The sequence below is a fragment of the Paraburkholderia sp. IW21 genome (assembly GCF_041321145.1).
GTDB lineage: Bacteria > Pseudomonadota > Gammaproteobacteria > Burkholderiales > Burkholderiaceae > Paraburkholderia.
Genome location: NZ_JBGGWA010000001.1, coordinates 319325 through 339850, shown reverse-complemented (window position 1 = coordinate 339850; position 20526 = coordinate 319325). Strand labels below are relative to the sequence as shown.

The following is a 20526-nucleotide window of genomic DNA, read 5'->3' as shown; positions in this document are numbered from 1 at the left end:
CTGTCCGGCTTTTTCAACGCGGTCTCCTCGACGCTGCTGTGTCAAATCTGTGCGGACCGGCGCTGCAAAAACGATGCCCTGGCACAATGGACGGCCGCTCGATGGCGGCCAATTTGACGTAGCGCGATTCTCGCACGGAGCGGCACGATGGAGGAAGGTAAGGCGACGCACGAAAGCCCTTAAATGTAGGGGGTTTTAGCATTGTCGGGCTGAGCATTCGGCAGACACGTCGTACGCTTGCACGCAATGCGGTGAAATAGCAGGGGAACTCCGGTAAAACGTACCTCGACGATGCGAGCGGGCGAGGCGATCTTCCCGATTTCGCGCGCTGCCTGCATTGCCAACAAGAAATCGCGACACCGTTTATCCTTTCCGCCGTATCGCACCGTAACCGTCCCACTTCGGAGTTGACCATGGAATACCGCAAATTCGGCCGCACTGGCCTGACCGTCTCGCGCCTGTGTCTGGGGACCATGACCTTTGGCCTGCAGACTGAAGAAGAGGATTCGCATCGCATTCTCGACACGGCGGCGGACGCCGGCGTCAATTTCATCGATACCGCCAATGTTTATCCGCTCGGAAGCGGCGAGAGCATTGCCGGGCGCACTGAGGAGATCGTCGGAAAGTGGCTGAAGGGCAAACGCGACCGCTTCATTCTGGCGACGAAAGCGGTGGGCAAAATGGGGCCTTCGGCATGGGATCAAGGCGCGTCGCGCAAGCATTTGCTGGATGCGGTCGATGCGTCGCTGCGGCGGCTCGGCACGGACTACGTGGACCTTTACCAGCTCCATTCCGACGACGCGAATACGCCGCTCGATGAAACGCTTGAAGCGCTGGACGTCATCGTACGGTCGGGGAAGGCGCGATATGTCGGCGTGTCGAATTTCCTGGCGTATCGGCTGGCACGGGCTCTGGGTCGCGCCGATGTATTGCGCGTGGCACGGTTCGTATCGGTGCAGCCTCGGTATAACTTGTTGTTCCGGCAGATCGAGAGAGAGTTGTTGCCGTTGGCGGCCGAAGAGCAGCTGGCCGTGATGCCCTATAACCCGCTGGCGGGTGGGTTGCTGACGGGTAAGCATCAGGTCGATGCCGCGCCTGCGACCGGGCGATTCACCGAAACCGTCGGGAAGGCGGGGGCGATGTACCACGCGCGGTACTGGCATAAGCGCGAGTTCGAGACGATCGATAAGTTGAAAGCGATCGTTGCGCCGACAGGCGAGTCTTTGACTCGGGTGTCTCTCGCCTGGGTTTTGGCCAATCCCCTGATTACCTCGGCAATTATTGGCGCAAGTCGCGCTGATCAGTTGAGCGATACGCTGGCTGCTTCGGAGCTCGTGCTCGATGCTCAGGTTAAGGCGCAGCTCGATGAGGTTAGTGTGGAATATCGATGGGGTGACGCGGCCAGGTAGTGCGTTGTCTTTGACGGCGGCGCCGGTTGCCCGGCCGCCGCAAAGGCAAAAAATCACCGTCCGTATCGCAGCACGGTACTGGTGGTAGCAAGCACGTGATCCCTGATAGCGGCCTGCAACGCGTCCCGCGTCAAGCCCGCCGGCAATGCGTCGGGCGGCAAATCAAGCGCGTAGACCTGCGCGAGATAGTGATGCGGAACCTCCCCAACCGGCGGGCACGGCCCGTAATACCCAGGGCCGCCAGTCCGATTCGTTCCGGCAACGCTACCGGGCGGTGTAGCACCGGCGCCAAGGCCGGCCGCGGAGGGCGCGATGCCATAGAGTACCCAGTGCACAATTCCCAACCCCTTCGCACCGTCCGGGTCAAACATCGTGATCGCGTAGCTCTTCGTGCCGACCGGCGCATTCCGCCATTGCAGCGCAGGCGACACATTCCCGCCACCGCAATTATTCGCGCTCGCTGCATGGCTTGAATCCAGCATCCCGCCGTCGGCCAAACCCGGCGACGACAGCGCGAAGGCATCCGCCGCGCGGGCAGCCGCCACGGAAAAAGCCAGCGCGGCACACAAGCCGACGCCTACCAGGCGTCGTTTAACGACGGAGTTATTGATTCGAATCATGGTTGATTGCCCGGGTAAAAGTTAGCTAACCTGACATCACTTGAAGCGGCCGGACCGCTCATTGGCTTCCGGCAACTGCCGCGTCTCGCGCAATGACTTCGGATGCCACAGCCGCGCGCCGCCTTCAATACCCGCATCGTTCGAAACGGTCGCTACGTTCGCCGGCAAATTAATCGTCAGCCGTGCCGCGTTGCCTCCGCCGATCCACAGCTTGTCGTAGTTCACCAGCGAATCAAGAATCCCGATCACCTTCTCGACGCGGCGGTTCCAGCGCTTATTCCCTGCCTTCTCGCGTGCCGCGTCGCCGATGTACTCGTCGTACGCCGCGCCCTTCTTACTGACTGGATGGTGCGCTAGCTCAAGGTGAGGCATCAACTCGCCGTCGCGGAACAGCGCCGTGCCCGCGCCCGTGCCGAGCGTCAGCACGAACTCGAGCCCGTGGCCTTCGATCGCGGCAAAACCCTGCATCTCCGCATCGTTGATCATCCGTACGGGCAAGCCGCCCAGACGCTGCGCCAGCGAATCGGCTAGCGCAATGTCGTGCCAGCCCTCAACGCCAAAGTGCGGCGCCGTCAGAATGCGGTTGTTGCGCACCACGCCCGGGAAGCCGATCGACATCAGCGTGGGTGGCTCCTTTTCGACTAGCGGCTCGACCAGCTTCACCAGCGCATCCACCAGTTGATCCGGTGTGCAGGGATGCGGCGTCGGCACGCGCAAACGCTCGCTTTTCATCTGTCCGTCTGCATCGATGATCGCGGCTTTCAAGCCGCTGCCGCCGACGTCGATCGCCAGAATCCGCTCGGTACTGCTTTTCTGTTTCGTCTTACGTGTGGCCACGGTGTCCCCCGATTGTGTTGGTGCGTCTCATGGAGTTACTTCTTTTCGACTGCGTTCTTTTGCAAAGGGCGCCATGCGTGGCCGTTGCGTGCAAGCAGCGCATCCGCTTCCGCAGGGCCTTCGCTGCCCGCGGCGTAGCCGTGCACCGGCATCGCGCCGCCGGTCTTCGGATGCAGCACGTCGTCCACCACGGCCCAGCTCGTTTCAATGCTGTCGGCACGCTGGAACAGCGTCTCGTCGCCGAGCATGCAGTCGTACAGCAAAGTCTCGTAGCCGACGTTGGCCTGTTCCGCGAAAAAATCCGCATAGTCGAACGACGATTGCACCGCGCCGATCTGCATCACCGGCCCCGGCGTTTTCACGTTGAAGTCGAAACTCGTGCCGTGCGTGGGATCGATGCGCAAGGTCAGCACGTTCGGCGTCAGCGCGTCGACGGGCGTGTCGCGGAACAGGCGGAACGGCACCGGCTTCAGTTGCACCGAGATCTCCGTGCGGCGCGCAGCCAGTCGCTTACCGGTGCGCAGATAGAACGGCACGCCGGCCCAACGCCAATTCTCAACGTACACGCGTGCGGCGGCATAGGTTTCCGTCGTGCTGTCCGGCGCGACGTCCGGTTCCTCGCGATAGCCGACGCCCGCAGGACCCTTTTCGTATTGACCGAAGACGACGTCGTCGGCGGTCAGCGGCTGGATCGCGTCGAAGATTTCAGCCTTCTTGTCGCGCACGGCTTCGGCATCGAACGAATTAGGCGGCTCCATCGCGACCATGCCGAGCAACTGGAACAGGTGGTTCGGCACCATGTCGCGGAACGCGCCGGTCTGCTCATAGAACCTGCCGCGCCCCTCCACGCCGATCGTTTCGGCTGCGGTGATCTGCACACTGTCGATGTACTCACGGCGCCAGATCGGTTCGAACAACGCGTTCGCAAAGCGCACTGCAAGAATGCTCTGCACCGTGTCCTTACCGAGGAAGTGATCGATGCGATACACCTGCGACTCTTTCGCGTACGACAGAATATCCGCGTTCAGATCGCGCGCCGAGGCGAGATCGGTGCCGAACGGCTTCTCGACCACGATGCGGCGAAAGCCCGCGCTGTCCCCTTCGCCTTCTTTCAGCAAACCCGTTTTGCCGAGATGCTCGACGATCGGCTTGAAAAAGCGCGAGCCGACCGCCAGGTAAAAAATCACGTTGCCGCCCGGCGATTGATCGAGCTTTTGCTTGAGCTTCGTGAACGTGTCGTCGGTTTCGAATTCGCCGGCCATATATTCAAGCCGCTGCGCGACCCAATCCCACGCTTTGTCGTCGAGCTTGCCGGCGTGGAAGGTGCTGGCTTTGTCGGCGGCGAACTGTTGCAGCGATTTGTGCAGGTCTTCGCTCCATTCGCTCGTCTCGCGCTCGCCGTGATTCACGCCGATGATCTTCATGCCGCCGTCGAGCAGGCCGTCCACCGAGAGGTTGTACAGCGCCGGCATCAGCAGCCGTTTGGTCAGATCGCCACCCGCACCGAAGATCACCAGCGTGCAAGGCGGCGCAGGCCGCTTGCCGGCCGGCGACGGCGGCGCCTCTTGCGGGCTCGCGCTGACCTTGCAACTCGGTTCCTGACCGGCGCCGGCGCGGGGGGAGGTTGGGGTGTTCGGAGTAGTCGACATGGGATTCGCTTGAAGGAGCCAATGGAACGAACGTGGCGGTACATGAAAGACCACGCTTGAACCCGCACAGTTCAAAAACAACCACTTAACCTGTCCACCATGCGCGGTTGTATGCCTTATGTAACCTCGCGCACGTTTTGGGCGGCGCTCGCTACTTGGTCACCGCGCTTGCCAGCGCGGGCGCAGGTTCGGGCGCGGATTCGGGCGGCCCTGCCGGCGCCGGCGCCGAAGTCGACGTGGGAATCGGCGCCGCGTCCGGCTCGCCAGCCAGGGGCACATTACCTGATGCCGCCATCACCCTCGGTTGCAGAAGCAACGCAACCAGTCCAGTCCAGCCGGTTTGATGCGAAGCGCCCACGCCACGCCCGTTGTCGCCATGGAAATACTCATGGAACAGCACGAGATCGCGCGAACGCGGGTCGGCTTGCAATAGCGGATATGCGCCCATCACCGGACGTTCGCCGTTTCTGTCCTTGAGGAACAGGGTGGTCGCCCGGCGCGCCAGTTCGTCGCCGATTTCGCTGAGCGAGAACTTCTGCCCAGACCCGGTCGGATATTCGACGCGGAAATCGTCGCCGTAATAGCGATGAAATTCGTACAGCGATTCAATCAGCAGATAGTTCACCGGCATCCACACCGGACCGCGCCAGTTCGAATTGCCGCCGAACACCCGTGTGTCGGATTCGGCCGGCAGATACTTGACGGTAAAGCTGTTGCCATTGTGGTTGAACACGAACGGATTGTCGCGATGGAATCGCGACAGCGCCCGCACGCCGTGATCGGAGAGAAATTCGCTTTCGTCGAGCGCGCGGCGCAGCAACGCTTTCATCCGATGCCCGCGCAACAGCGAGAGCAGCAGCGCGTTGCCCTTGCCCGGCTCATTCCAGCGCGAGACCAGCTTCGCCAGATCGGGGCGATGTCCGAGAAACCAGACGAGACGCTCGCGCAGACCTGGCAAACCGCCGTGCAGACGCTCTTCGAGAACGTGCACGGCGAACAGCGGAATCAGGCCGACGATGGAGCGCACCCGCATCGGAATGCTGCTGCCGTCGGGCAGGCGCAGCTTGTCGTAGAAGAACTCGTCTTCGCTGTCCCACAGGCCGGTGTCGCAGCCGTCGTCACAACTCACGGCCTCGGCGATATACAGGAAGTGCTCGAAAAACTTCACGCCGATATCGACGAACACATTGTTCGCATACGCCAGTTCGAGCGCGATACGCATCAGGTCGAGCGCGTACGCGGCCATCCACGCGGTGCCGTCGGCCTGATCGATATGGCCGCCCGTGGGCAGCGGCGAGGAGCGGTCGAAGATGCCGATATTATCTAGCCCGAGAAAACCGCCCTGAAAAATATTCCGGCCGTCAGCGTCCTTGCGGTTCACCCACCACGAGAAATTCAGCAGCAGCTTGTGGAAGACGAGTTCGAGAAAATCGCGGTCCGCGTGGCCGGTGAGCGCGCGGTCGATTTCATAAACGCGCCATGCGGCCCACGCATGCACCGGCGGATTGGCGTCGCCGAGTGCCCATTCGTAGGCAGGCAGTTGCCCGTTTGGATGCTGATAGCGGTCCTTCACCAGCATCAGCAATTGACGCTTGGCGAACGCCGGATCGATTAGCGCGAACGCGGCCGCATGAAACGCAAGGTCCCACGACGCGTACCACGGATATTCCCATTTGTCCGGCATCGACACGATGTCCGCGTTGCATAGATGCTGCCACTCCGAATTGCGGCCGTGCTTGCGGGCGGCTGGCGGTTTGGGTTGCAGCGGATCACCCTCAAGCCAGCGGTGTACGTCGTACTGGTAGTACTGCTTGGACCACAGCATGCCGGCGAGCGCCTGACGCTGCACGAGCCGCGCATCGGGATCGTCGATCTCGTGTTGCAGCGCGCCATAGAATTCATCGGCCTCGGCAATGCGTTGAGCGAACACCGCCTCGGCATCGAGCGGCACGTCATCGGGACTCGACTGCGGACGCCATCGCATGTACAGCACGGCGCTGCCATGCGGACCCAGTTCGATCGACGCGTGAGCACCCGCCTTGGTGCCGGCGTCGCGGCTTACCGCCTGTTCGTCGCCGTGCACGAGGTAGTCGTTGAAGCCGTCCTTGAACGGACCCGCGGCCTCCATATTGAACAGGCGCTTGACGTTGGTCTCGTTCTCGCAGAACAGCCACGCCATCTGCGGCGCGTCCTTCGACCACGCTGTCACCACGATTGGCTCATGCCCCTGCTGACGCCCAACCACATGGGCTTCGCCGTTGTGGTCCGCGCCGGCCACGAGCGACGGCTTGTCCGTGTTTTCTTTCCACGACCATGAATTGCGTGCCCAGATCTGCGGCAGCACATCGAGCGAGGCCGGCTGGTCGGCGCGATTCTCGATCGTCACGCGCATCAGGATGTCATCGGGCGCATGTTTTGCGTATTCGACCTGCACGTCGAAGTAACGCAAATCGTCGAACACGCCGGTGTCGAGAATCTCGTACTCCGGCATATCGCCGCCTCGCCGCGCGTTTTCCTGAATCAGGTCTTCGTACGGAAAAGCGGCATGCGGGTACTTGTAGAGCATCCGCATGTACGAATGCGTGGGCGTACCGTCTACGTAGAAGTACAGCTCCTTCACGTCCTCGCCGTGATTCCCCTGCGCGTTGGTGAGACCGAACAGACGCTCCTTCAGGATCGGGTCTTTACGGTTCCACAGCGCGAGCGACAGGCACCAGCTGAGTTTGTCGTCGCCGAAACCGGCGATGCCGTCTTCGCCCCAACGGTAAGCGCGGCTGCGTGCATGGTCGTGCGGAAAGTAGTCCCAGGCGGTGCCGTCCGGGCTGTAGTCCTCGCGCACCGTGCCCCATTGACGCTCGCTCAGGTAGGGTCCCCAGCGCTGCCAATGGGCGCAGTCGGCCGAATGCAGGCGTGAACCTTCGGTGGTGGCGAGCAGATTGGCAGCGCGCAGCGGTGGCATGACTACGTCCTTGCTTCGGGCCTGGCGGTGGGACTCACATCGTAGCGCGGTTTAAGCGGCGATGGGATTCAACCGGGCAAGCAGGCTTTCGATGCGCAGCAACTCTCCCAGCGACCACGCCTGAAACGGCGTGCCCGCGGGTGTGTGCGGCGCGTCGCCGTCGGCGATTTCGGAGAGATGATCGAGGCCGGCGTGATCGAGATGCGCGTACAGCGGGTCGAGAAAGCGCGCTTTGGCTTGTGCCTGAGCATCCGCTTCGGCGCCGTGAACTCGCAGCCATGCTTCGACGAACGGACCTAGCAGCCATGGCCAGACCGTCCCTTGGTGATAGGCGCCATCGCGCTGCAGCGGTGTGCCGCCATAGTGCCCGCGGTAGGCCGGATCAGACGGGGCGAGCGTTCTGAGACCGAATGGCGTGAGCAAGTGCGCTTCGACCTGATCGACCACCGCGCGCGCCGCCGCGCCTTCGAGTAACGGAAACGGCAGGCCGCCTACGGCGAAGATCTGGTTCGGGCGGATCGAGCGGTCGACTTTGCCTTTCACAAAATCTACGTCGACATTATCGAAGAGCGCTTGCGTGGACGGATCGGTAAAGCGTTCATGAAACGCTTCCAACGCTCGCTCCGCAGGTTGCTGCCACTGCGGATTCCACGTTGCTGCAATGCGCAATGCGTTGATCCAGAGCGCCTGCACTTCCACGGGTTTGCCGATGCGTGGCGTGACCACCCAGTCGCCGACCTTTGCATCCATCCATGTGAGTTGCACGCCGGGGACGCCGGCGCTCAGCAGGCCGTCGTCGGTGGATGCTTTGATGTTGAAACGCGTGCCGTTCGTGTAGCCCGTGAGAATGGCTTCGACTGCCTGTTGCAGGCGCGCTCGGGTATCGGCGTTCGCGTAGTTCGTCGCCAGATAGTCGTGGACGGCGACGACGAACCATAACGATGCATCGACCGAGTTGTATTCCGGCGTATCGCCATAGTCGGGGAAACGATTCGGCAGCATGCCTTCGGACAATGTGCCCGACCATTCGAGCAGGATCGCCTCGGCTTCGGCGAGGCGGCCCGTTGCAATCAGCAAGCCGCGCATCGCGATGAAGGTGTCGCGGCCCCAATCGGTGAACCACGGAAAGCCCGCGAGGATCGTGCGGCCTTCGTTACGTGCGACCAGGTAGGCATCGGCGGAGCGTTGCAGGCGTGAGCCGAGTGCGCTACGGCGTGCTTGTTCGATGTGGGCGAGTTCTGCAGCGTGGGCGGCAGCTTGGCTTCTTAGGCTTGTCGATTTATTAGCGTGGGCGGCCGCTCGCTCCGTGCCTGTCGACTCCGTTGCGAGGGCGGCGGTGCCGGCCGACTCGGCTGCATAGGCGGCGACCGCCGTCGTGCCCGCCGCCTCCGCTGCCGGCGCTTTTACCGACGCCGAAGATGCGATCCACGCGCTGAGGATCATCACCGCTTCGCCATCGGCGAGATTGAAGCTGAATATGCCGGGCGTGGCGAGGTCTTCGCTGAAATCAAGGCCTCGCTCGCGCTCGCGAACGTAGCAGAAGTTTCGGTACCAATCAGGCGCATGCGTATAGAGGCCATTGGTCGCCGCATTGATGACCGGCAGGTCGCCGTAGGGCTGCCAACGCACGCATGCCTCGTCGCCGCTTGTCTGCGCGTTGAAGTTGAACGCGGGATTCTCGTGGTGCAACGCGTGGTAGTCGCGACCTGAGAGCAAGGGCCTGACCTTTAACGTGAATGCCACCGTCTTGGGGACTGCCTGAATCCCTTCCAGTTGCCAACGTAAAACCGTTTCACGCGTCGCCTTGCTCACGAACACCTCGGCCGTCAGCGCGATCTGCCTATCGAGTTGGAAGCGCCACGTCGGCCACGGCCCCGTGTCGAACTCGAGGAGACTCGCTGTCAGGTCCGGATAGATCACGTCCGGCCCGTACCGCTGCATGCTCAATGGATAACGTTTGCCGTCCGCTTCGAGCCAGGCTTCAACGCCGTTGACCAGCACCACGCGCCCGCCGGGTGAACGTGTAGCCGTGAGCAGCAACGCGTGATAGCGGCGCGTGCGCAACGTGCCGACGGTGCCCGATGCGAAACCGCCGAAGCCGTCTGCTTCGAGCCATTCGTCTTCAAGACGCGTGATGTCGAAAGGTCTTTCGATGCGTGTCATGGACTTACCAGAGTGTGCAAAACCGCAAATCTTTCGATGTGCCTGATTTCAGCCGTGTGGCGCTAACGTGAACATTCTCCTGCTTACTGCTTTCCATCTCCTTTCGAATAGCCGACGTTGAGACGAGAGTTTTATTCACTCGCAAACGTTTCACAATTATTTCTTGAAAGAATTGGAGACTGCATCCGCCCTCACGAAACTGGATGCAGACATGAGAAGAGACAAACGCGTGGCCGCCGCCGCTTTTGTTGCGCTCGCAACTTTCGCGTTGAGCGGTTGTGGTGCGGACGACTCCGCGTCGGCTTCTTCATCGCCGCCCGTTGCCAACAGCGACGTCGCGCAAAACGCAGCGATCAAACCCGCGACCGGCGTGCTCAACCTATCCGCGCCACTTGCAGCCGACCCTGCCGCTGCGTCCGACACGATCACACAAACCATGCAAGCCAGTCTCGCCGCCGACAGCCGGCAAGTCGCGCCCGTGATGCATTACGCACCGGGCGACAGCGCCAACAGCAACTGACCCGATTCCACCGGCGCGCAAGGCGCGCTATTCTTCCCCTCGCAGAAGGTGATATTCGATGACATCAACTAGCCGTCGCCGTTTCCTGCAGACCGTGGCTTCATCCGCCGGCGCTGCCGCCGCGCTGACCGCGCTGCCCGAGTCGATTCGCAATGCGCTTGCCGTGCCCGCGTTTTCGCGCACCGGCACGATCCGCGATGTCGAGCACATCGTCGTGTTCATGCAGGAGAATCGTTCGTTCGACCACTACTTCGGCCATCTGCGCGGCGTGCGTGGCTACAACGACCGCTTTCCGATTCCGCTGCCGAGCGGCAAACCGGTGTGGTATCAACCGTCGAAGGAAGACCCGACGCAGCCGGTGCTGCCGTTCCATCTGAACACGGCGACGACCAGCGCGCAATGCGTCGGCGATCTCGATCACACCTGGTACAAAACCCATGCCGCAATCGACGGCGGCCGCTACGACCAGTGGCCCGCGAACAAGACCGACATGACGATGGGCTATCACCTGCGCAGCGACATTCCGTTCCACTACGCGCTGGCCGATGCATTCACCATCTGCGACGCCTACTTCTGCTCGCTGCCGGGACCGACCCACCCGAACCGCTCGTATCTGATGACCGGCATGGTCGACCCGACCGGCACGCTGGGTGGTCCGCTACTCGACAACAACGATTTCGTCGACGGCGACCGTCCGCCGAATTATCAGTTGCTCTCGTGGACCACTTACCCGGAACGTCTGCAAGCCGCGGGGATTTCGTGGCAGGTGTATCAGCAGGGTTTGACCGGCGCCGATCCGCTGAACGGCAACTACGGCACCAACGTCCTGCAGAATTTCAAGAACTTCATCAACGCGCAGCCCGGCTCGCCGTTATATGAGCGCGCGCAAACCGTGCGCACCATCGACGACCTGAAAGCCGACGTGCTGGCCAACAAGTTGCCGCAAGTGTCGTGGTTGTGTCCACCGGCTGCGTACTCCGAGCACCCGAGCTATACGCCGGCATACGGCGCGGAATACACGTCGCAGATTCTCGATGCGTTGACGTCGAATCCCGAGGTGTGGAGTAAAACCGTGCTGTTCATCATGTACGACGAGAACGACGGCTTCTTCGATCACCTCGTCCCGCCGCAACCGGCGACGACGCCGGCCCAAGGCCAATCGACGGTCAGCACCGATGGCGAAATTCACAACGTGGTGAATCCGGCGCGCGGCGGCAGCTATACCGCTGACGGCTTGCCATACGGCCTTGGTCCGCGTGTGCCGATGACGATCGTGTCGCCGTGGAGCAAGGGTGGCTTTGTGTGCTCGCAGGTGTTCGATCATACGTCGGTGATTCGCTTCATCGAAACGCGCTTTGGCGTGCATGAGCCGAACATTACGCAATGGCGCCGCGCGGTGTGTGGTGACTTGACGACGGCGTTCGATTTCCGCACGCCGGACTCGAAGGTGCCGCAACTACCGGACACGAGCAACTACAAAAGCATCGCCGACAACCAATGCGCGACGCAACCGAAGCCGACTGTGCCCGCGACGCCTGGCGCGATCGATCCGCAGGAAAGTGGTATTCGTTTTGCGCGCGCGTTGCCGTATGAGTTGCACGTGAACGGGCATGCTGATGTGAAGAAGAACACGTTCGAGATCGTGCTTGCCAATACCGGTGATCAAGGCGCGCATTTCTACGTGTACTCGACGAATCGCACGGATGGTCCGTGGCGTTATACCGTTGAGGCCGGTAAGTCACTTCGTGAGACGTTCGATCTGACGGCGACGAACGGTGTGTATGTGTTCGAGGTGTTTGGGCCGAATGGCTTCGTGCGTAAGTTTGCGGGTAATACGCAGAACGCCATGGCACAGACAGCACAAGCTGCGGGCGGGCATGATCACGACAAGCCCGCGCTGCCGGAGATCAAAGTGCAATACGATGTTGCGAACGGCAATGTGTTTTTGAAGTTCAGCAACAAGGGCGGTGGTGTTGCGCGATTGACGGTGACTGACAACGCGTATGGGGCGCGGACACGTCCGGTGCTTGTGCCGGCGGAGGCGCATATCGAGGAAGCCTGGGTGCTGGCGTCGAGCCATCACTGGTATGACTTGACGGTGACGAGTAATGATGACGCCAGCTTCTCGCGTCGTCTGGCCGGGCACGTTGAGAATGGGCGGCCGAGTATTAGTGATCCGGCGGCTGTGGCGCCGGTTTTGGTGGTGAATTAAGGGCGCGTGAGGGGGCTGGGCTTCGGTGGGGTGGCTGCGTTATCGGGGCGCTCGATCGATGCTCAGTTGCGTGACGCCGTTGCGGCGAAGGAAAGGGGTGGGCGAATCATCGCCGCGCGCGCGAACGCGCAAGAAGGTCGACTCCGGCGCAACAGCGTCGGCATAACACACGGCTGCGCTCCGCACGAATTGGCGGAGAGCGTTATAGTGATTCTCCACCACTGCTTGCCGATGGGGACGCCATGGACCGCGAAGCATTCACTGAAAGCCTGACGAAAGACGGTTTCCCTGAAGCTGTCGTTGTAGCGCGGGAGGCGAACATCGAAATGGATGTGCATGAACATTCATTCGAAGCGAAAGCGTTGATTCTGGAAGGGGAGATGCACATCCGCGCGGATAACACCGAGCAGACGTATAAAGTGGGCGACGTCTTCCATTTGCCGGCAAACAAACCGCACGCGGAGCGCTATGGTCCGAATGGTGTGACGTATCTGGTGGGAAGGAAGTAGGGAGCGCGGAGCGACCGCTTCGACCTTTCCGGGCGGCACGAGGCGCGTCTTCCCGTTCGACATGGCGTTTGGCGAGGACCAGTGCGGCGTGAGGGTCGAGAATGCCGAGCAGGAATTCGCGATCAGGACGCCGTTTCACCATGAGTCGGTTTAAGCGCGATACAAACTCATAAACGGGACTGACGGTACGCCGCCGCAAGACCTACGCTAACGATCAATATCGCGCCAGCCTGCTCGGCCTGTGAGCTTCATGCAATTGCCCCAAGATGGCCTCGCGCTTAATCCTTTTTCGGATTTGTCCGATAGATACGCTGCTGTTCGTACATAAAATCAACAAATCAATAAAAGGGGCCACAACCCAGCCGTTCTATGTAAAAGGAGATTATGTTGATTTCAGCAGATATCATTGGCCGCAGATCTTATTAAGCGTGGCTAGTCCGTTGATTGCCCGCTTGAAAGCCCAGTTTGCGTTTCAGAATGCACAAAGATAAAACCAACCGTAACTCTGGTCGGAATCGAACACATCTTCCATGAATAGAAGGCCTGCATATGCAAGCGACGCGCGCACATGTTTTGGTTATAAAAAACATCGTGAAAGAGAAGCTGGCATTTCTTGCGCTCTACAGCTTGATGGTGCCAATGCCGCGCTTGGGGAGAATTATTCTGCCCGCGGCATTCTGTTTGGCTTCCGTGGCATCTGAGGGAAAAGAAACCCTTGATGCATTGAAGCATTTCAAGGACTGTGACGTCTGCTCCGAGATGGTTGTTATTCCGGCCGGTGAATACATGATGGGCGCTAGGAAGGAGGACTTCGAGGGGGAAAGGAATTATACGTTCAGGTATGCGGATGAAACTCCACTGCATCCGGTGTCCATCAAGTCATTTGGTATCGCGAAATTCGACGTGACGAGGAAACAGTTTTCTGTTTTTGCGAAAGAGACCGCGTTTGATGGCAGGGGGTGCTCCGTTTATAACGGAAAGTGGTGGTGGCCTAGCTCGCGTGCGGATTGGAAGAATCCGGGATTTACCCAGAGCGACGATGATCCGGTTGTCTGTGTTTCCTGGGCAGACGCCCAGAAGTTCATTGCATGGCTGAATTCCAAGGCGCCGGCTGGCAAGATCGGAAAATATCGGCTGCCGACCGAGGCCGAGTGGGAATATGCGGCGCGTGCCGGTACGGTTGCCCGCACCTATTGGGGCGGTGCACGCTCGGAACAATGCAAATATGCAAATACACGGGATATCTCCGCGCGAGATCTGGATCCCGAGGCCCCCTACGTAAACTGCGAAGACGGTTACGTCGAAACATCGCCGGTCGGATCGTTCAGACCGAACTCGTGGGGTTTGTATGACATGCTCGGCAACGCGTATCAGTGGGTTTCCGATTGTTTCAAATTTACCTATTCAACTGATCCAGAAGATCTTCATTTTCCCGATTGTTCGAAGAAGACAGCGCGAGGGGCAAGTTGGGCGACGATTCCGACCGGAGTTCGCTCGTCGGTTAGACATGTTTATAAAACGGAAGCGCGCGACAGCACTGTCGGATTTCGAATTGCAGTTGATTTATAAAAATAATTTACGAAAGGAAGAATCATGAGTGGAATAACCGTCATTGAAACTGGCGTGAATGTGGCGTCATTTAGCAACGCGTGGGTTGACTTTGCCACTGCGGTTCAGGGGTATGCCCATGGAGAAGCGACGCCGGAGAATGTCGAAACTGCCACCGCCGCTTTAGCATCCGCCGCGACAGCACTTTCCAAGGCGCCAGGCTTTTCCACAATTTCCGGTGTGGCCGGCTTTATATCAGGAAAGATGGGGCTAGAGGCCGATCAACGAGCCTTGGCGGACGCCGTAGACAACCATAACAGCATGGCTCAGGCGGCAGCCGTTGCCGGCTTGATAGCCGATGGCGCGGCAATAGCTGGAGGAGTGGCGACTACAGTCGCGGTACTCTCCCCCAAAACAGCCCCTGCAATGGGTCTGATTGCAACGGCTTCAGGCACTGTCTCACTGGTTGCTGCTACGGTGCAGAAGGCTATCGGCGGCGTGAACTGGCTGCAGGATTATCTCAACGCTCTGAACCAAGCGATAATAGATGCGGCGTTTAAAGAAAGTGCAGAGTTGCAAATCATGCTGAACGACATGCATGGCAATGCAGAGATTTTTGTCCCCGGAAACGGTAACGACAGTTTTACCGGAAGCCTCGCGGGAGGAAGCCTATTCGAGGTCACAGAAAGCGGCACCGAAACTGGCCGTGTCGTCCTCGATATGAGCGGTTCAAAGATTAATGTAAAGATCACTGGCTCGGACATAGTCTCGAACGTCGACAATTTCCAGATTGACCTCGAAGACGGCGCAAGTGCGGCGATTAACGGAAAGGGAAATACCATTAACCTTGGAACAGGCGCCACGGTCACATTCAACTTTGCGGATGACAATCTCATTCTGGACGGTGCAACCGGAAACGAAATTCGCATCGCGAACGGCGCCGTTACCGCATCGGGTGAGCATGGCGTAGTTTCCGGGGGCGTGACGGGCAGCGTGACGAGTTTTGACGATGGCTCGCAGGACGTGTATGCATACAACGCGGCAGGCGTCAAAACAGACAGATTGCTGGTCCAGGGCGGCGGCACATCGGTGCATGAATTCTACGATGAGCACGGAATCCTGGCGGAGGTGGATATGAACTTCGCCGACGGCTCACGCTATGTTCTCAAATCGAATTCAGCTGGTCAGGTGGTCGAGCAGACCAACTACGCGTCGGACGGGTCGGGCCGCCAGTTCATCGTGGATCCGGTGTCACGTGGCGTTATAGCGATAAACGACATCCACGCCGACGGTTCGGTGGACAACGTCTACCGTATCCTCGCTTCAGTCCGGATGAATGCGAGTGATAGGGCTGGAGTCGAAACTGAAATCAATCAGGGCGCCGCAGTCATCACTGATTTCCCAGCAGAGATTGGGATACCCGATTCGAATGCATCCGCTTCAGGCGAAGTGGACCGGCGCGCAGCGCAACTGATCCAGGCGATGGCTGCTTATGCGCCAGAATCATCCGCGCAGACGTCTCTAACCACGGCACCGGTGAATCCGGAGATTCAGTTCGCGCCTTCCGTGCATTAGTCAGTTCCGTCGGTACACATGTGCCGCATAGTCCCACGTACAGCTAATGAATATGAAAAGTCGCTGAGTCAACGTCGCTAGTCGCCACTATTCCGTCTAGTCGGCGCGTAAAAAAGACACGAGCAATCGCGTCTTTCTCCTTTCCGGGGCGCGGTGACCATCGGTGCACGTTAACGCTACGCGGCGGACGTCAGCCGCACGGCAAGAAAAAAACGCCGCCGCAAAGCAAAGAGCAACGGCGACCTTCACGCCCCCAACAAAACCCCGGTCCTAAAAGCCTTCTTCCCCGTCACCCGTCCCAACGGCGCACCAGCCGTCACAAACCGAATCGCCCGCCGCATATAAAACACACCTTCAGTGTTACTAGACAAAGTAGTCGTCTCATCAGTCAACGGATCGACGATATCGAACAACGCCTGCCCGACGCGAATCGTGTCGCCGATCTTCGCGCGATGAATCAGAATCCCACTAACGGGTGCATAGAACTGCTCGCTCCCGGCGAGCGGCGTCGCAGGCGACAATAACTCCGGCAATGGCTTGACCACATCAACCCGAATCGCCTTCCGCCAACCAAGATAATCAATCAATGCGTCAGCATCCTCCTGCGCGGCTTCATAAGACACATCCCGCTGCCCACGGCATTCCACGGTCACAGCAATCGACCCATTAGGCACGGGCTTATCACCTGGCATTTCCTGCTGCAACGTCCACCACAACAAGCTATGAGTCTCATCAAACGATTCGCCGCCCGAGTTAGTCGCAAGCAACGAAGCCTGCGCGCCCAAATACCGTGACAAAGGCTCAAACTCAGGCCACGCAGCCTCGCTGGTATAGAGATGCATCGCCGCTTCCAAAGAGCAATGCAGATCGATCACGACGTCCGCATCGAAAGAAAGCTGCAGTAAAGCCAATTGCAGCGACTCGAATTCAGTCAACGGCTTCTGTTCAGCCAGTTCAGCAGCAATCAACTCCCGAACAATCCGCCGATTCTCCGAAGCATCCGAACCCAAAGCCTCCTTGGCCCGCGCCACGAGCCTGGCGAACTGCATGAAATGTCGATTGAAGTTCTTGCCGCTGCCAAGATCGAAGCGCCCGAGAAACTGCCCGAGCACATACTGCCCAAGTCCAACAGGATTCGCCACCGGCACCAGCACGATTTCCGCGTTCAACGCACCTTGCTTCTCCAGTTCGAGCAATCGACGCTTAAGCAAAACCGTCGTCAACATCGCCGGCGTTTCATCAGCATGCAATGACGACTGGATATAGATCTTTTGTCCGCTATCCGCGGGGCCAAAATGAAACGACACCAGTTCGCGGTGCGTGCCGATCGCCGGCGATAGAAGCGGAATCGATTGCTTGTTCATGAGCGGAAGGTTGGGAGAAGAGTAGGGAAAATTGAATCAATTGCCGTACGGATCAAAGTCGAAGTATTTCCTCGCGATCTGCGCGTACGTACCGTCCTTGCGCATCGAAGCAATCGCCTCGTTCATGGAGGCCTGCACCGCAGTCTCATCCTTGCGTAAGCCGATGCCCACGCCACGATCACCCATCGAAAGCGGTTCGCCGACAAACGCAAACCCCTTCCCCGCCGGCGTCCGCAAAAAACCGTAGTCAGCTTCGACGGAACCAAGCAACGCGCCATCGAGGCGGCCGTTCTGCAAGTCGGCGAACACCTCATCCTGACTCTTGTACGCGACCACATGCACGCCAAGCGGCGCCCAGTTCTTCAGCGCGTATCCCTCGAACTGCGTCCCCGACTGCACGCCGATCTGCTTGCCGGCCAACGCACTCATGCCGCCCGCGAGCGGGGAACCTTGCTTGGCGATCAACCGCGATTTGAACTGGAACAGCTTCGACGAAAACAGAATCTGTTGCTCGCGCTTTTCAGTGATCGCCATCGACGAAAGGATCGCGTCGATCTTGCGCGCCTGCAGCGCGGGAATCATCCCCGAGAACTCGAGTTCGACCCACTGGCAATGGGCATGAATGCGCCGGCAGATTTCGTTGCCGAGATCGACGTCGAAACCTTTGAAGCTGCCATCGGGCGCCTTGGAGTCCATCGGCGGATAGGTCGGATCGATACCGAGACGCAGCGTGGCGGGGTCGGCGGCAAACGCACCACTGCTGAAAACCAGCGCGGCGCTCAAGATCATCAGCGGAATTTTCATGGGAGACGGGTGTGAGTTGGGCGGATTACTACGGGGCCATCCTATGCCGTCGCCGCGCCTCAAAGAAGTCCCGAAAGTAATATCATGATCACTTTTACCGATCACAGAGATTCTTCATGGCATTGACGATCTCCCAGCTACGCGCGTTCACCGCCGTTGCCGAGCACGGCAGCATCCGCGCGGCGTCGCGGGCGCTCGGCATCGCCCAGAGCGGTATCACGCAGCAATTGCAGAACCTCGAATCGATGCTCGGCGCGACCTTATTCACCCGCACGAACCGCGGCATCGCGCTGACGGCGCTCGGCCAGCGCCTGCTGCAACGCGCCGGCGCGATTCTCGGCGAATGCGAGCGGGCCGAACAGGACGTGCAGCAATTGCGCGGCGACTACGCGGGTGAGGTCACGTTCGGCATGACCACCGAGCCGCTCGTCGACGCTCTCGCGCCGGTGCTGACGGAATTCCGCGCGCGCTTCGAGCGCGTTGCGGTGCATTTGCGCACCGGCACGTCGCGGATGATGATTTCGTGGATTCGCGAAGGCACGCTCGATTTCGCTGTCGCGCTAGTGTCGAAGCATACCGACACGGCCGATCTGTCCGTAACGCCACTCTATCCATCCGATCCCGTGATCGTCTGCCGTCGCGGTCATCCGAAAGCGGGCGCGACGTCGCTCGCCGAGCTCGTCGATTGCACATGGGTGGCCACGCGCTCGCCGAATCTCACCGACGATCCGCAAGTCAATCGCCTGAACCATCTGTTCGAGAGCCACGGCTTGCCGCCGCCGAAAATCATCGCGACGGTGGAGGGTCTGTACGAGACGCTACATCTGGTTGGCGCGACGGACTGCCTGTCGCTGGAGTCATCGATCGTCGCGAAGCGCGGCCCGTTTGCCAGCACGCTTGCGTCGATCAATGTGCGCGAGCGCGCGATCGAACAGAACGTGTGCCTGTTGCAGCGCGCAGCCATTCCCGTCACGCCCGCCGCGCAGGAACTCGCGACGATGATTGCGTCGTACACGCGCACGGTGCGGGCGCGATGAGCACTGGGCCACAAGGAGCCCGACGAGGCCGCTGTAGCGTCGAACGTTCATTCGCAATGCACAGCGCTTGCGGCGGGTTGCGTGGTCGGCACTGACGGCTTGGCGTATCGCCGAGGGTTCGCCGCGACGTCGCTCGGCAGAATCAACCTGGCGTTTCGAGCGCAATCAACTCCTCGATAGTTTGACGACGCCGAATCAACCGCGCCTTGCCGGTCTCCAGCAGCACCTCAGGCGCCAGCGGTCGGCTGTTGTAGTTCGATGACATCGACGCACCGTACGCACCAGCGTCATGAACCACGATGATGTCCCCCACTTCCGGCGTCTGCATGGAGCGGCTCGTGACGACGCCACCTGCCTCCTGCGTGAACACATCTCGACGTCGATCCTGGGCTCGCCTTCGCTATACGGCACCGACAAACCGCCGCCCGCGGAAATCGCTTCGATATCGTGTCCCAAGCCTTGCACCGCTTCGATCATCGCATCGCAAACGCGCGACAGATGCGCGTAATCGACGCCGGAGCCGATATGCATGTGCAGCCCGACCAGCTTCAGGCCATAACGCCGCACGATGGCTATCGCCAGCGGCACGTCGTCGAGCCAGATGCCGTGCTTGCTATGCTCGCCGCCCGTGTTGGTCTTGTTGCTGTGTCCGTGGCCGAAACCGGGATTGATCCGCAGCCACACACGGTGCCCTTCGGGCGCATGCTGCCCCACGCGTTCGAGCATATCGAGCGACCCGGCGTTGACCGTGATGCGATGCTCGATCACGCCAGCCAGCGTCGCGTGATCGATGATATCCGCCGTAAAAACCACGCCCTCAGGATCGCCGTCCGGCGTGAAACCCGCAGCGAGACTGCGCGCGATTTCGCCCAAAGACACTGCGTCGACCATCGCTCCTTCGTCTCGCATCAGCTTCAGGATATGCACATTCGAACACGCTTTCTGCGCATAGCGGATCACGTCGAAGCGGCGCAATTCGGCGATACGTTGGCGGATCACGTCAGTGTCATAGACCCAAAGGGGCGTGCCGTGCTCTTGCGCGAGTTCGACGGCTATCGTCAATCCGCTTACTGCGCTGGATTTCGCGGGCCGCAATCTGCATATCCGGCCGCTCGGCGTGTCGTTGCCGTTTCGCGTGAGCGTGGTTCATCCGGAGCATCGTCCGAGCCATCCGCTGGCCGGCGCGTTCGTCGAAGCGCTGCAAAGCGAAGCCGCCGCACTACGGCTACAATTGAAAATCCACACCAGACGCAAGCAGTAGCAGCCCTGCGGATCGGCGATCAATCCGGGCGAGGCGAAGTGCTTTGACCATTTCATTGA

14 protein-coding genes and 2 pseudogenes are annotated in these 20526 nt (G+C 60.1%); 8 read left to right on the top strand and 8 right to left on the bottom strand.

Annotated features, from left to right (window positions below; translation table 11 throughout):
• Window positions 1-413 precede the first annotated feature (413 nt).
• Entirely contained in the window at window positions 414-1409 is a 996-nt protein-coding gene (locus ACAX43_RS01540) for an aldo/keto reductase (RefSeq protein ID WP_370706657.1), read from the top strand.
• A gap of 53 nt (window positions 1410-1462) precedes the next feature.
• Here the strand turns inward: ACAX43_RS01540 and ACAX43_RS01535 are convergent, their stop codons facing one another.
• The 5 genes from ACAX43_RS01535 to ACAX43_RS01515 form a co-directional block, all read right to left on the bottom strand.
• Complete coding sequence (locus tag ACAX43_RS01535) at window positions 1463-2029, bottom strand: YbhB/YbcL family Raf kinase inhibitor-like protein (protein WP_370706656.1); 567 nt, start codon at window positions 2027-2029, stop codon at window positions 1463-1465.
• Window positions 2030-2065: 36 nt separating this feature from the next.
• Window positions 2066-2866 carry an ROK family protein gene (locus ACAX43_RS01530; RefSeq protein WP_370706655.1) on the bottom strand — a complete coding sequence of 267 codons (801 nt, stop codon included), beginning with the start codon at window positions 2864-2866 and terminating at the stop codon, window positions 2066-2068.
• Window positions 2867-2901: 35 nt separating this feature from the next.
• Complete coding sequence (gene zwf / locus ACAX43_RS01525; RefSeq protein WP_370706654.1) at window positions 2902-4515, bottom strand: glucose-6-phosphate dehydrogenase; 1614 nt, start codon at window positions 4513-4515, stop codon at window positions 2902-2904.
• A gap of 151 nt (window positions 4516-4666) precedes the next feature.
• A complete protein-coding gene (locus tag ACAX43_RS01520; RefSeq protein WP_370706653.1) occupies window positions 4667-7474 on the bottom strand; it encodes a glucosidase in 2808 nt (935 codons plus the stop codon).
• 51 nt (window positions 7475-7525) lie between these two features.
• Complete coding sequence (locus ACAX43_RS01515; RefSeq protein WP_370706652.1) at window positions 7526-9637, bottom strand: amylo-alpha-1,6-glucosidase; 2112 nt, start codon at window positions 9635-9637, stop codon at window positions 7526-7528.
• A gap of 211 nt (window positions 9638-9848) precedes the next feature.
• Between ACAX43_RS01515 and ACAX43_RS01510 the strand changes: the two genes are divergently transcribed.
• The 5 genes from ACAX43_RS01510 (at window position 9849) to ACAX43_RS01490 (ending at window position 16001) form a co-directional block, all read left to right on the top strand.
• Window positions 9849-10157 carry a hypothetical protein gene (locus ACAX43_RS01510; protein WP_370706651.1) on the top strand — a complete coding sequence of 103 codons (309 nt, stop codon included), beginning with the start codon at window positions 9849-9851 and terminating at the stop codon, window positions 10155-10157.
• 58 nt (window positions 10158-10215) lie between these two features.
• Window positions 10216-12369, top strand: coding sequence for a phosphocholine-specific phospholipase C (locus ACAX43_RS01505; protein ID WP_370706650.1), 2154 nt, complete (start codon window positions 10216-10218; stop codon window positions 12367-12369).
• A gap of 242 nt (window positions 12370-12611) precedes the next feature.
• A complete protein-coding gene (locus tag ACAX43_RS01500) occupies window positions 12612-12878 on the top strand; it encodes a cupin domain-containing protein (RefSeq protein ID WP_370706649.1) in 267 nt (88 codons plus the stop codon).
• 549 nt (window positions 12879-13427) lie between these two features.
• On the top strand, window positions 13428-14447 hold the full coding sequence (locus ACAX43_RS01495) for a formylglycine-generating enzyme family protein (RefSeq protein WP_370706648.1): 1020 nt from the start codon (window positions 13428-13430) through the stop codon (window positions 14445-14447).
• A gap of 24 nt (window positions 14448-14471) precedes the next feature.
• Window positions 14472-16001, top strand: coding sequence for a hypothetical protein (locus ACAX43_RS01490; RefSeq protein WP_370706647.1), 1530 nt, complete (start codon window positions 14472-14474; stop codon window positions 15999-16001).
• Window positions 16002-16246: 245 nt separating this feature from the next.
• Here ACAX43_RS01490 and ACAX43_RS01485 read toward each other — a convergent pair whose 3' ends face one another.
• Both ACAX43_RS01485 and ACAX43_RS01480 read right to left on the bottom strand, forming a co-directional pair.
• Window positions 16247-17365, bottom strand: coding sequence for a succinylglutamate desuccinylase/aspartoacylase family protein (locus ACAX43_RS01485; protein WP_370706646.1), 1119 nt, complete (start codon window positions 17363-17365; stop codon window positions 16247-16249).
• Between the two features lie 36 nt (window positions 17366-17401).
• Window positions 17402-18169, bottom strand: coding sequence for a transporter substrate-binding domain-containing protein (locus tag ACAX43_RS01480; RefSeq protein WP_370706645.1), 768 nt, complete (start codon window positions 18167-18169; stop codon window positions 17402-17404).
• Window positions 18170-18285: 116 nt separating this feature from the next.
• On the opposite strand from ACAX43_RS01480, the gene ACAX43_RS01475 reads away from it, so the two are divergent.
• Entirely contained in the window at window positions 18286-19206 is a 921-nt protein-coding gene (locus ACAX43_RS01475) for a LysR substrate-binding domain-containing protein (protein WP_370706644.1), read from the top strand.
• A gap of 142 nt (window positions 19207-19348) precedes the next feature.
• Here ACAX43_RS01475 and ACAX43_RS01470 read toward each other — a convergent pair.
• Window positions 19349-20268: pseudogene (locus tag ACAX43_RS01470) on the bottom strand (hypothetical protein).
• On the opposite strand from ACAX43_RS01470, the pseudogene ACAX43_RS01465 reads away from it, so the two are divergent.
• A pseudogene (locus ACAX43_RS01465) lies at window positions 20258-20467 on the top strand (LysR family transcriptional regulator); the annotation flags it as partial. The pseudogenes ACAX43_RS01470 and ACAX43_RS01465 overlap by 11 nt on opposite strands.
• Between the last annotated feature and the right edge of the window lie 59 nt (window positions 20468-20526).

Excerpts from the sequence above, each read along its gene's own strand:
- ACAX43_RS01490 (WP_370706647.1), top strand. The coding sequence starts at position 14,472 with ATGAGTGGAATAACCGTCATTGAAACTGGCGTGAATGTGGCGTCATTT.
- ACAX43_RS01495 (WP_370706648.1), top strand. The coding sequence starts at position 13,428 with ATGCAAGCGACGCGCGCACATGTTTTGGTTATAAAAAACATCGTGAAA.
- ACAX43_RS01485 (WP_370706646.1), bottom strand. The coding sequence starts at position 17,365 with ATGAACAAGCAATCGATTCCGCTTCTATCGCCGGCGATCGGCACGCAC.
- ACAX43_RS01535 (WP_370706656.1), bottom strand. The coding sequence starts at position 2,029 with ATGATTCGAATCAATAACTCCGTCGTTAAACGACGCCTGGTAGGCGTC.
- ACAX43_RS01540 (WP_370706657.1), top strand. The coding sequence starts at position 414 with ATGGAATACCGCAAATTCGGCCGCACTGGCCTGACCGTCTCGCGCCTG.
- ACAX43_RS01520 (WP_370706653.1), bottom strand. The coding sequence starts at position 7,474 with ATGCCACCGCTGCGCGCTGCCAATCTGCTCGCCACCACCGAAGGTTCA.
- zwf (WP_370706654.1), bottom strand. The coding sequence starts at position 4,515 with ATGTCGACTACTCCGAACACCCCAACCTCCCCCCGCGCCGGCGCCGGT.
- ACAX43_RS01475 (WP_370706644.1), top strand. The coding sequence starts at position 18,286 with ATGGCATTGACGATCTCCCAGCTACGCGCGTTCACCGCCGTTGCCGAG.
- ACAX43_RS01500 (WP_370706649.1), top strand. The coding sequence starts at position 12,612 with ATGGACCGCGAAGCATTCACTGAAAGCCTGACGAAAGACGGTTTCCCT.
- ACAX43_RS01515 (WP_370706652.1), bottom strand. The coding sequence starts at position 9,637 with ATGACACGCATCGAAAGACCTTTCGACATCACGCGTCTTGAAGACGAA.
- ACAX43_RS01510 (WP_370706651.1), top strand. The coding sequence starts at position 9,849 with ATGAGAAGAGACAAACGCGTGGCCGCCGCCGCTTTTGTTGCGCTCGCA.
- ACAX43_RS01480 (WP_370706645.1), bottom strand. The coding sequence starts at position 18,169 with ATGAAAATTCCGCTGATGATCTTGAGCGCCGCGCTGGTTTTCAGCAGT.
- ACAX43_RS01505 (WP_370706650.1), top strand. The coding sequence starts at position 10,216 with ATGACATCAACTAGCCGTCGCCGTTTCCTGCAGACCGTGGCTTCATCC.